At 43.9% G+C, this 13,000-nt stretch carries 7 protein-coding genes; 6 read left to right on the top strand and 1 reads right to left on the bottom strand.

Going from position 1 to position 13,000, the window contains the following annotated elements:
- The first annotated feature begins 186 nt into the window (after positions 1-186).
- The 4 genes from PMG71_RS06330 (at position 187) to mgsA (ending at position 2,772) form a co-directional block, all read left to right on the top strand.
- Positions 187-480, top strand: a complete 294-nt coding sequence (locus PMG71_RS06330) for a TatA/E family twin arginine-targeting protein translocase (RefSeq protein ID WP_283752809.1) — start codon at positions 187-189, stop codon at positions 478-480.
- A gap of 9 nt (positions 481-489) precedes the next feature.
- On the top strand, positions 490-1,149 hold the full coding sequence (gene pth, locus PMG71_RS06325; RefSeq protein WP_283752808.1) for an aminoacyl-tRNA hydrolase: 660 nt from the start codon (positions 490-492) through the stop codon (positions 1,147-1,149).
- The gene (locus tag PMG71_RS06320) at positions 1,143-1,403 is read left to right on the top strand and encodes a DUF3146 family protein (protein WP_347179214.1); all 261 of its coding nucleotides are present in this window, start codon (positions 1,143-1,145) and stop codon (positions 1,401-1,403) included. Before pth ends, PMG71_RS06320 begins: the two co-directional genes overlap by 7 nt.
- Positions 1,404-1,482: 79 nt before the next feature.
- A complete protein-coding gene (gene mgsA, locus PMG71_RS06315; RefSeq protein WP_283752806.1) occupies positions 1,483-2,772 on the top strand; it encodes a methylglyoxal synthase in 1,290 nt (429 codons plus the stop codon).
- Here mgsA and PMG71_RS06310 read toward each other — a convergent pair.
- Positions 2,769-5,933 carry an ATP-binding protein gene (locus tag PMG71_RS06310; protein WP_283752805.1) on the bottom strand — a complete coding sequence of 1,055 codons (3,165 nt, stop codon included), beginning with the start codon at positions 5,931-5,933 and terminating at the stop codon, positions 2,769-2,771. The two genes, mgsA and PMG71_RS06310, sit on opposite strands and share 4 nt — an antisense overlap.
- Positions 5,934-6,134: 201 nt before the next feature.
- Between PMG71_RS06310 and PMG71_RS06305 the strand changes: the two genes are divergently transcribed.
- Both PMG71_RS06305 and PMG71_RS06300 read left to right on the top strand, forming a co-directional pair.
- Positions 6,135-7,970 (top strand): response regulator, encoded by a 1,836-nt coding sequence (locus PMG71_RS06305; protein ID WP_283752804.1) that lies wholly within the window; start codon positions 6,135-6,137, stop codon positions 7,968-7,970.
- 80 nt (positions 7,971-8,050) lie between these two features.
- Positions 8,051-12,997 (top strand): PAS domain S-box protein, encoded by a 4,947-nt coding sequence (locus tag PMG71_RS06300; protein WP_283752803.1) that lies wholly within the window; start codon positions 8,051-8,053, stop codon positions 12,995-12,997.
- The last annotated feature ends 3 nt before the right edge of the window (positions 12,998-13,000 follow it).

Below are 13,000 nucleotides of genomic sequence, written 5' to 3'. Positions count from 1 at the left end.
TTACCAACGTTCACTCAGAACGTTTAGTGATGCCTAAAAACTCGGTTTAGTCTATAAACCGGGTTTTTTTAAGTAGAAGCCTATAGGCGATCCCCCCTAGCCCCCCTTAGAAAGGGGGGGATCGAGAAAGTCCCCTTTCTAAGGGGGATTGAAGGGGATCTGATACGGTTAATTTAGGAGAAGAGCATGAATATTTTTGGCATTGGTTTACCGGAGATGGCTGTGATTATGATTGTGGCTCTGTTGATCTTTGGGCCAAAGAAATTACCGGAGATGGGTAAGGCGATCGCCAAAACTATCCGTAGTTTCCAGCAAGCCTCGAAAGAATTTGAACAGGAATTTAAGCGGGAAGCCTCTCAACTCGAAGCCTCGGTAAAAGAGCAACCCACCATTCAACCGAGCGTTGAGGCCAGTCAGTCCCCCGAAACCCAACCCCAGGAAACACTCACTCAAAGTAATAATTCGACACCTACCAGCTAACCCAGAGCTATGAATAGCGAGCGATCGCCTAAACCCAAAGAGCAACCTACTCCGGTCATTCCCCAACTCATTGTCGGTTTAGGCAACCCTGGCACTCAATACGACGGCACACGCCATAACATCGGCTTTGATATTGTCGATGAACTCGCCCGGCGCTGGAATGCCTCCGGGAGTGCCAACAAAAAATTTCAAGGATGGTTTGCCGAAGCGCCTTGGACTAACGGGCAGAAACTTCGCCTGCTCAAGCCTTCCACTTATATGAACCGCTCCGGACAATCCATTCGCGCCGTTCTCGATTGGTATAAACTGCCACAGAATTCCGTCCTCATTGTTTACGATGATATGGATCTACCCGTGGGACGGATACGCCTGCGCTTATCCGGTTCGGCGGGAGGTCATAATGGCATGAAAAGTGCGATCGCCCACTTAGGAACCCAAGACTTCCCGCGTCTGCGAGTCGGTATCGGCTCATCCCAATCTCCAGACACCAACAGCAAAGACACCGTATCCCACGTTTTAGGCAAATTTTCCCCATCGGAAGCCCAAATCATCAATGATGTAATTCCAGGAGCAGCCGATGCCATAGAAATCAGCCTTAAACAAGGAGTAGAAAAAGCCATGAATCTGTACAATAACCGACTCTTTGCAGCATTGGAACAGCGATCGTGAAGCGCCTACCCGAAACCACCGTTTACGTCCGCGTATTGCGCCACTCTTGGCAACAAGGAAAACTTGAAGGAGAAGTCTTAGCCGACGAATATCAATGGGAATTTCAATGGCTCTTTCGCCATGGACAACTGCTCGTCAAACCCTCCCTAGGACGCGCCCTGATTCAAGAACCCCTGGGTCGATTTTTAGAACAGCGAGATTATCAACTCGAACCGGGCGGTGATTACACCTTTACTGTTCGCGCCCAATTTTAACTCCATCTTGCTGTCGATTCTTTTTATATACTATGAATTAAAACCCCCACAAGATTAGCTCTTAAGCTCACCCATTGCCATGTCTCAAAAAATTGCCCTGATTGCCCACGACAGCAAAAAAGACGATATCGTTAACTTTGCCCAAAAACATGCCAAATTACTCTCTTGCTATCCTCTGATCGCCACCGGAACCACGGGAGAGCGCATCGCCTCTGCCACCGGATTAACCGTAGAACGAATGTTATCGGGCCCCATGGGGGGGGATGCTCAAATCGCCGCAGCAGTCGCTACCGGAAAAGTTAGGGCAGTTATTTTTCTGATCGATCCTCTCTACGCTCAACCCCATGAACCGGATATTAATGCTCTGCTACGGATTTGTGAAGTGCATAATGTGGCTCTTGCCACGAACTTATCTACCGCAGAAGCTGTTATTACCAGTCTGCGACGTACCCGTAGAGCGCATTTAATCTTTAATCCGGTTTCGGGTCAAGGGAATTCCCAACAAGACTTGTTATTGATTCGACAACTGTTGGAACCCTATTTTCAGCTTACTGTATCAATGACGACCCCAGATGATGCACCAGAAGAACTGGCGAAAGTAGCGATCGCCCAAGAAACCGATCTGATCATCGCCTCCGGAGGTGACGGAACCGTATCGGCGGTCGCTGGAGCCTTAATTAACACTGATATTCCCCTAGGTGTCATTCCCAGAGGAACCGCCAACGCCTTTGCTAATGCTTTAGGCATCATTTCCAGCTTAACCCCCATTCGCAGTGCCTGCGATGTCATTGTCACCGGGATGACTCGTGTGGTGGATGTGGGGTTATGTAATGGCAAAACGATGATTCTCTTAGCTGGTGTCGGTTATGAAGCGGGAGCCATTGAAAAAGCCGATCGCGAGGCTAAAAATCGTTGGGGCCCCCTAGCCTATATTATGGCGGGATGGAAACAAGTGCGAGAGCAAGAACTCTTCGAGGTAGAAATGGAAATCGATGGAGTTTTAAAAACCTTCCAAGCGGGAGCGATTACCATTGCCAATGCTGCACCTCCGACCTCAGTGATGGCCCAGGGGATGGGGCAAGTGATCCCTGATGATGGTTTATTAGAAGTCGTAATTATTACGGCAGAGACTAAACTAGCCACCGTGAATGCCATGATTGATTTATTTGGTTCTGGACTGACTAAAACCCCCATTCAACGGGACGACACCCTTGGAGTAAGGACTCGCAAAGTCAAAGTGGCAACCCATCCCCCTCAGAAAGTAGTCTTAGATGGGGAAATTATTGGCACAACTCCCATTGAAGTTGAATGCATTCCCAAGGGGTTAACGGTGCTTGCTCCTCCGGCTAACCAAAGAATCAATGATTAAGCGCTTTTGGAAGACAGACACACCAACTGACTGATGCGATCGAAACGAAAGTCATTGATAAACTGGGTGAGGGTATGGGCAATTTCTGGATCGGTTGCTTGAATATCCTTAATCAAGCGTAACACCTTCTGGTCATCGAGTTCGATGGCTGCTTGGCCCATATCTTGTCGCCATTGGGGGGAGAGATGGCGTAAATCTTCTGGGGTGAGTGGGTGGGGAGTAGTGGGCGATCGCCGATCCTGATTTTCTTGTTTATAAATATAGCGTACATCTAAATGTTTAGCGATCGTTTGGAAAATTAGATCTTCCTCAAAAGGCTTAGATACCACATCATTACATCCAGCAGATAAACTTAAAACTTTTTCCTCTTCCACAATACTTGCAGTCAGGGCAATAATAATCGTTTTTTGCTCTCCCTCTTGCTCCCTAATTCGCTTAACCGCTTCATAGCCATTCATCACCGGCATTCTCATATCCATCCAAATTAAATCCGGTTGCCATTGCTGCCAAATTTCGATAGCCCGTTCCCCATTATGAGCAGTTTCTACATAAAATCCGACCGGTTGCAAAAACTTCATTAATAATTTACAATTTGTGGGGCAATCGTCAACCACTAAAATTCGATAATTGGGTTGACCTGCTTGCAATCCGACAACTCTAGGAGGAGCTTTTAAATCAGTTATTTGATCGGCAGCAATGGGTGTCACTTCAATGGTAAAGAAAAAGGTTGTTCCCTTTCCAACTTCACTCTCCACTCTAATCTCTCCTGCCATCAAGTCAATAAATTTTTTACTAATAGATAAGCCTAGACCTGTACCTTCTTTAGCCTTTTTTCCCGATTGGGTTTGATGAAAAGGTTGGAATAATTGGGGCAATTCTTCAGGTGCAATTCCTTGTCCAGTATCCGATACGGTAAACTCTAGTCGAGCGACTTCGGCATAATTTTGTTGATCGATAGTGACCTGTATAGATCCAGTTTCAGTAAACTTAAAAGCGTTACTTAAGAGGTTGGTTAAAATTTGACGTAATTTAATTTTGTCAGTACAAATATATTCAGATACCCTGGGCGTGTAACTCATCCTAAATTGCAAGAGTTGATTAGTGACTTTATTTTGAAAACTTTGTTCAACCTCTTTTAGTAGGTTATATAAATTAAAGTTTTTCACATTCAAACTTACTTTTCCAGCTTCCACTTTGGATAAATCCAGAACATTATTAATCAGGCTGAGGAGATATTCCCCACTTTGATGAATAATCTGGAGATTTTCTTCTTGTTCAGCGCTGAGATGTTCTGAACGTAGCATGAGGTTAGAAAAACCTAAAATAGCATTCAGGGGAGAGCGGAGTTCATGACTCATATTAGCCAAAAACAAGCTTTTCGTTTTGTTAGCAACTTCGGCGACTTCTTTGGCTTGATAAAGTTGTTCAGTTCTCTGTTTAACTTCTGTTTCCAAATGTTGATTGTAGTCACGTAGAATAGAATCAGTTTGCTTGCGCTGGGTAATATCTTGAAAGATGGCAATCGCATAAATAATTTCTCCATGTCGATCGTAAATAGGAGTCGCCCAAACTTCATAATATAAAGGTTTATCAAACTGTTTAATAACCAAGTCGTCAAGATAGACTTTATGTCCTAAAAGAGCTTTAGAAATGGGCAATTCTTCCATGGGATAGAGTCTATCATTATGGTCTTGATAGATTTGGTAGTATTGATTCATTTGGGAAAAACTATACTGGGTTTGTTCATCGGAAACAATCCCTAAAAGTTGACGACCTTTTTGATTCATATAATAAATTGTCCCATCTAGATTATGAATGGCAATTCCTAAAGGAATGGATTCTAAGAATTGTTGAAGACGTTGTTCATTTTCTTTAACTTGAGTCAAGTATGTTTTGACTTTTTTAACCATAGTGTTAAAAGATTGGGATAATTCTCCAATTTCATCTTTGCGATCTATAGTCAAGTGAGTTGACCAATCCCCTTGGGCAATTCTTTGAGTATAGTTATTCAAATTAACTAAGGGTTGGGTCACCCAACGAGCAGTAAGTGTACCAATGGCAATGGCTCCAACTAAAGCTAAAAGACAAAGCTTAATCGTGTTTTGAGTATTTTGATTGATTTCGTCCATGAAATCAGATTCTGGAATCACGATTATAACCCACCAATTGAGATCGTTTTCATAAGAAAAAAACAATTTGTTGACAAAATATTTTTCTTGATTGATTGTTATAGGATAGATATTTAATTCTTGATGATTGGCTGAATTTATTATTTTTGATTCAAGCTGTTTAGCAATCGTTTTGGTGATAATATTTTGGCTTTGAACTGCCGTCACCCTGGACAATTCCCCGTTTTCTTGGATTACCAAGTCTTCATGTAAAGAGGTAGCAACTAATTGCCCTGATTGGTCAACAATAAAAGCTTGACCTGTTTTACCAATTTTAAGAGATTTCAGGAATTTATTAATATAATTTAAGTCTAACAAAATCGCACTTACACCTTCAATTTCATTACCATCAAGGCTAAAGATTGGAGCGGACAAACTAATAGCCAATGTCTGGTTGTCAATAAATCGAAAATAAATATCTGTCCATACCATCTTTTTTTCGTCCATAGCATCTTTAAACCAAGGGCGATCTTTAGCTGAAAAATATCCTCTAAATTCATTGGGAGAATTATCCAATAAAAAATCTTCTAAATGATAATAAACATCCATCCTAAAGTTATTTTCTTTTGTGGAAACTGCAATACCTTGTCGGATTCTGCCTTGACTATCGTGACTGGTTCCTGAAGCTCGATATTCCCCTTGCAAATTAGCCACCTGCATAGAACTAATAAAATAAGATTGATAATATTGAGATTGAGTCCAAAAATAAGGAACCCATGCATCCAAATCTTGCAGGTTCAGAAAACTATTATTAACCAGAGCTTGATGGTTTTGCAGGATCGTTTCAGGAACGTCTAAAAAATGATGAACTTTTTCTTGGATACGATCGCTTTTTTCATTTAGCAATTGATAGGCAATTTTTTGAACTGATTTTTGGCTATTATAATAAGAAAAATAGCCGATTAATCCAACAATTACTAAGATCTCCACGAGAAAAGGAATAATAAAAACAGTTTGTAAGGATAGATGATACCAGCGTCGTTTGTAATTCATTAGTCCCCCATAGTTTGAAGTCAATACTTCTAGATCTAATGTTCTACTTTAAACCCTTTATTTCAATCTGTGGGTTCAAGTTGGGCAAAATTTAATCTTTAATTCCCAATGAAACGGTGATTTTTGTATCTCTGCCTATTGCCAAGAAACGTCTCCCACGTTACAACAGCCATAATAGACGATCGCAGAGAAGAGTGGGTGATGAAAATTTTATTGGTTGAAGATGATGAGGCCTTGGCTGAACTGTTAAAAAATGAACTGACAATGCACCATTACTTAGTAGATGTGGCTTTTGATGGCCATTTGGGTTGGCAACTGGCGGAAGGGATTATCTATGATTTAATTTTACTGGATGTGGGATTGCCGGAACTCAATGGGATTGAGTTTTGTCAGAAGCGACGAAAAAAGGGCGATCGCACTCCAATTCTGCTAATGACGGCGGAAGACTCTAGTACCCAAAAGGTTATCGGGTTAGATGCAGGAGCGGATGATTACCTAACCAAACCCTTTGATTTACCAGAACTTTTGGCCCGCATTCGCGCCCTTTTGCGTCGGGGTAATGATACGCGACTGCCGACTCTAAGCTGGGGAAAGTTGCATCTCGATCCGAGTAAATGTGAAGTGACTTACGATCGAAACCTGTTGAAACTGACGGCTAAAGAATATGAGCTGCTAGAGCTGTTTCTACGTCATCCTCAACGTATTTTTAGCCAAAGTGCCATTCTGGATCATTTATGGTCTTTTGATGACCCACCTTCCGAAAATGCGGTACGCACCCACATCAAAAGCTTGCGCCAAAAACTGAAAAAAGCGGGTAGTGATAATGATTTAATTGAGACCGTCTATGGTTTAGGGTATCGTCTTAAGGCTTTAGCTCAAGAGCTTCCTGAAACCCAAAATTCGGATATTCCGCCTGCGTTTTTGCCGATTTGGGAACGGTATCAGCATCAATATGCCGATCGCCTAAAATCGATCCAAACCACCCTAGATGATCTACCTACGGGTTTACTGAATCCCGATTGCCTCCAGGATGCGATTCGAGAAGCGCATACCCTGGCGGGTTCCCTGGGTAGTTTTGGTCTCAATCATCTTTCAGAAGTGGCACGGCAAATTGAGAACACCCTGAAAACCGCTTCAGATCAAGCAACACTGCTAGAAACTGTAGCGCCTCACATGAAGGAATTGCATCAAGGTCTAACCCAGAATACGACTTCTAAACCTGCTTTGCTTGCCCCAGAACCTATTACTTTACCTCAAATTCTGATTATAGAACCCGATCCCATTTTGGCTGAATCCTTGAAAGAGCAAGCGATTCGCGCTCATCTTAAGCCGGTTGTGGTCTCTACTTTATCCGGGGGAAAAGAGCAAGTAGAACAGCAGCCACCCGATCTCATCCTCATAGAGTTATCCTTACCTAAAACAGCTCAAACACAAGTTTTAGAATGGATTTCGCTCCTCAGTAGTGTTGAACCCCCCATACCAGTGGTGGTTTTAGCAGAACAAAATACCTTAAATGACCGGGTAGCGGTGGCTAGAGCGGGAGGACAAGGGTTTGTCCAAAAACCCATTTCAGCTCAAGAAGCGATCGCCTCCTTGCGTCCCTTTTTAAGGGGAGATCGAACCCAATCTCCCCAACTGCTGATTGTGGATGATGATGCCCAACTTTTAGCTTATTTGCAACAAATCCTCAAACCTTGGGGGTTTCAAATCACCCTGCTCAACCATCCCCAAGAGTTTTGGCAAACTCTGCAAGACACCCAACCGGATTTAGTCCTCCTGGATATTGAAATGCCTGAAGTCACGGGTATTGAACTATGTCAAGTGCTACGAAACGATCCCCAATGGATGGCGCTTCCGGTGTTGTTTCTATCGAGTCATCGAGATTCCCAAACCATTCAGCAAGTTTTTTTGGCTGGAGCTGATGATTATATCCAAAAACCGATCGTAGAACCGGAGTTAATCGCCCGCATTCTCAACCGTTTGGAGCGTCGATCGAAGCAACCTTCTTTAGTTCAGCGCTATTTACCTAGGGACTAATTTAGGAGTGAGCAGAGATAGAATAAAGGGATTCTGGTTCATGGAACCAAACAGAGATAATCCTTATCAGGCGATCGGATATGGTGTTTTCAAATTATCGATGCAATTCTATAGAAGAGACAAACCGCAACCCATGCTCAGAGCGGTTTAAGACTCAATTGGCTACTGATCGGGAAATTCATAAGGCTTTGGCTGTTATGGAACACCTCATGCTCATCATCGATCTCGATCGCCACGAGATTAAGGTAATTCCTACGAATATACAGAGTCATTGGATAGAACTAACCATACAAGAATTATCCAGAGATTGTGTGTTTCGCCTGATGCAGGAGGCGATCTTCACTCAAACTTCCCAATCCTTTGAATATCAATTAACCCATAGCAACCAACTGACGCGCTCTTTTCAAGCACAAATTTACCCTTACGCTGAAAATACGATTCTGTGGGTTTCTTGTCCCCAGACTTTCCTCTCTGCACCGGCGAGTCTTCCTTCCCTTCTAGCAGAAATCACGCTCAAAATTCGCCAGTCTTTAGATTTAGCCGACATCTTAGAAGCAACCACCACTGAACTTTGTAAATTACTCCACACTGACCGTACTTTAATTTTACAACTGCAAACCGATGGCTCGGCTCTGGTGATTCAAGAATCCGTTGCTCCGGGATGGCTGTCTTTATTGGGACAGAAAATTTATGACCCCTGCTTGCAATCCTATACCTCCCAATATCTTCAAGGCCGTATTGGTCAATTAAACCAAATTGAAAGCCTCAATCAAGATTCTTGTTATCGAGATTTTTTAGAATATTTTCAAGTTCAAGCCAATTTGGTCATTCCGATTATTAGTCAAGATCAACTCTGGGGATTTATTATTCTTCACCAATGTGCCCATCCCCGCAAATGGCAATCTTGGGAAATTGATTTAATTGAGCAGTTAAGTAATCAAGCCGGAATTGCGATTACCCAATCTGCTATTCTGGAAAAATTACGTCTGGTTGCCCAAAAACTGACGTTCCATTTTGAAAATTCTCCCCTAGCCGTTATTGAGTGGAATCAAGAATTTCGGGTAAGTCAATGGTCTAGGCAAGCCGAGCATATTTTAGGCTGGAGTTTTGCGGAGGTACAAGGTCAACATTGGTCTCAATTTTCCTTTGTTTTTGCACCAGATCTCGAAGAGTTTAAGCAATCTGTTTTTAACCTGATTGATGGCAGTCAGGATCGACAAATTTCTAGCTATCGGAATTTGACTAAAGAAGGAACAGTTATTTATTGTGAATGGTATCACTCTGTTCTGCGGGATGAAGAAGGGAATGTGTTATCGATTCTTTCTTTGGTACAGGATGTGAGCGATCGCCACAAGGCAGAAACGGCTCTGCGCGAAAGTGAAGCCCATTTTCGGATCACATTTGAACAGTCGCCTATTGGGATGATTTTAAATAATTTAGATGGTACAGTTGTCCAAGTCAATGAAGCCTATTTGCATCTTTTAGGATATAGTTTTGCTGAGTTTAAGCAATTACCGAGTCGTTACTTTGTTCATCCTGACGATCTGCATGTTGAGCAAGATTTTTGTCGTCAACTTATCGATCGTACCATTAATGATTACACCTTAGAAAAAAGATTGATCAATAAAGACAAAGAAATTGTTTATACTCTTTTGAAAGTCTCCTTAATTTATGATGATAAGGGACATCCTTTACATCTAATTTCGCAAGTGATTGACATTAGCGATCGCAAGCAAGTGGAAGAGTCGCTTCGGCAGAGTGAAGAACGTTGGCAACTGGCTATTCAAGGCAATCATGATGGAATATGGGATTGGAATGTACAAACCAATGAAGTCTTTTTTTCCCCAAGATGGAAAGAAATGCTAGGCTATGGCGATCGGGAAATTGCTGATAACCTAGATGAATGGACGAAACGAGTCCATCCGGATGATTTACCCTGGGCTGTGCGAGCCATTCGGAAGCATTTTAATCAAGAAACTCCATTCTATATGAATGAGCATCGATTACAGTGCAAAGATGGAACTTATAAATGGATTTTAGACCGGGGACAAGCGCTCTGGGATGAAGGGGGGAATGTGCTAAGAATGGTGGGTTCGCACACGGATATTAGCGATCGCAAACAAGCAGAAGCAGCCCTGAGAGAAAGTGAAGCCCGCTATAGTTCCCTCACCAATGATGTACTCGATAAATCTGCCGTTGGTATTTTCATTCTCGACGGCGAATTTAAGGTCGTGTGGGTCAATGAAACCCTAGAAAAGTTTTTTGGCATCAAGCGAGAAGAGATTATCGGTCGGGATAAACGAGACCTGATTCGCGATCGCATTCAATACCTGTTCGCCAACCCCCAACGGTTTCATGATACCGTCCTGGCCACCTACGACAATAACACCTATATCGAAAACTTTGAATGCCATATCCTCGCCCATGAAACCCATCCAGAACGATGGTTAGAACACCTGAGCCAACCCATCCAATCCGGTTTATACGCCGGTGGACGCATCGAACACTACACCGATATCAGCGATCGCATCCTCCATGAAGCCGAACTTCATCGCCTCAACCGCGCCCTGCATACCCTCAGCAACTGTAACCAGGCGATCGCCTCAGCCATGCGAAACATCATCCTCCTTTCCACCACGGAAACCGACCTCCTCCATCGCATCTGCGAGATCCTGGTGAACGTGGGTGGATATCGCCTCGCTTGGATCGGCTATGTCCAACAAGACCCCCAGAAAAGCATCACCCCCATCGCCAAAGCCGGGTACGATCGCGGTTATCTCGACCAGATCCAGCTTACTTGGGCCGATACCCAACTGGGCCGAGGCCCCACAGGAACCGCAGTTCGCACTGCGGGGCCCTGTGCCTTCCAAAACATCCTCACCAACCCCCTCTATACCCCTTGGCGACAAGAAGCCGAACAACGGGGTTATCGCTCCTCCATCGCTCTCCCCCTAAAGACTGACCAAGGTGTATTTGCCGTCCTTAACCTCTACTCCAGTCAAGCCGATGCCTTTGATGCCTCTGAAATTCAACTTTTATCTGAATTGAGTGAAGATGTCACCTATGGGATTATTGCCCTGAAAACCCATCATGCCCATGCAGAAAGCGAAGAAAAATTTCGCCAATTGGCCGAAAATATCGATGATGTCTTCTGGATGACGAGCGGCAATCAACAAGAAGTCCTCTATGTCAGTCCTGCCTATGAAAAAATTTGGGGACGCACTCAAGAGAGCTTGTATCAGCGCCCCCAGTCTTTTGTAGAAGCCATACATCCGAGCGATCGCCCCAGAATAATCACTGCTCTCCAATCCTCTCATACCTTCGATCTCGAATATCGGATCGAACAACCCAATGGCTCAATTCGCTGGATTTGGGATCGAGGATTTCCCATTGTCGATGCTAACGGCCAAATCTATCGACGGGCAGGAATTGCCAAAGATATTACCACCCGCAAAGAAACAGAAGAACTCCTCAGACGCACCAACGAACATCTAGAAGTCCGAGTCGCTCAAAGAACCACTGAACTCGCTTCAGCCAATCTACGGCTGAGAGTTGAACTCGAACAAAGACAACAAACAGAAGCCCAATTGCGAAATTCCCATCAACAATATCGCACCCTTGTCCAGAACTTTCCCCAAGGGGCCGTTTTCCTCTTCGATCGCCAATTTCGCTATACCATTGCCGATGGTGTAGGATTAGCCGCCATGGGACTTGAGGCAGAAAACCTAGAAGGGCAACTCATTGCCCAGGTTCTCCCCCCTGAGCTGCTCGAAAGTACAGAGTTTATCTATCATGCTGCCTTAGTAGGCCAGACTGTCACCACAGAAATTACTTACCAAGAACGAATTTATCACTATCGCGCCAATCCCTTGAAAAATGAGCAGGGCCAGATCTTTGCCGGTATGGTGGTGATGCAGGATATTACCGATCAAAAACAAAGTAAGGCTATTTTAGAGGAAGCCGAGCGCCGGTGGCGGACACTATTGGAAAATGTACGGTTGTTAGTCGTAGGGCTAGATTGTCAGGGAACCATCGAATATGTCAATCCCTTTTTTCTGGAGTTAACCGGTTATCAAGCCTCCGAAATCATCGGTAAAAACTGGTTTGATACTCTCATTCCCGCCCATGCTTACACCAAAGTCCGTCGTATCCTGCAAGCGCTTCTGACTCCTGAAGGCAATCCCCATTATCAACAAACCTTACTTACCCAGTCGGGAGAAGAGAAAATGATTGCCTGGAATAGCACTCAGTTACAGAATGCCCAGGGTGAGGCGATCGGTACAATGAGTATTGGTGAAGATATTACAGAACGCTACGCCATTGAGCGGATGAAAGATGAGTTTATTTCTGTAGTCAGCCATGAACTTCGCACCCCTTTAACTTCCATTCATGGAGGCTTAAATTTATTATCGAGTGGCTTGGTCAATCCCAGTTCGCCCAAAGGAAAGCATGTAATCGATATTGCGGCTGATAGTGCGGAACGTTTAGTGCGATTAGTCAATGATATTCTGGAATTAGAGCGCCTAGAGTCCGGTAAAATCCGTTTACAAAAACAGGCGATCGCCGTCAACGAATTATTGCTTCTTGCAGTAGAGCAAATGCAGGTGATGGCCAGCCGCGCCGGAGTAACCCTTGTGGTCTCGGAACAGACTTCAGGCGTAGAGTTTTATGCGGATATAGACCGTATGTTACAAGTGCTGACCAATTTGTTAAGTAATGCGATTAAGTTTTCCGATCCTGGAGATCCCGTAAAGTTAATGGTCAGGGTGAGTTCTGCTTCCCATCTCACCTTTAGCATTGAAGATCGTGGCCGGGGTATTCCAGAAGATAAATTAGAGTCCATTTTTGAGCGCTTCCATCAAGTGGATGCCTCCGACTCCCGTCGCAAGGGAGGCACGGGTTTAGGTCTAGCCATCTGCCGCAGTATCGTCGAACAACATGGGGGCAGGATTTGGGTAGAAAGTCAGTTAAACCAAGGGAGTCGGTTTTCTTTTTCCCTACCCATTGATAGCCCAGGAGAAGGGTAAATT

Source organism: Roseofilum acuticapitatum BLCC-M154 (assembly GCF_030068475.1).
GTDB lineage: Bacteria > Cyanobacteriota > Cyanobacteriia > Cyanobacteriales > Desertifilaceae > Roseofilum > Roseofilum acuticapitatum.
The sequence above is the reverse complement of the archived record's forward strand: the minus strand, read 5'-3'. Positions and strand labels throughout refer to the sequence as shown.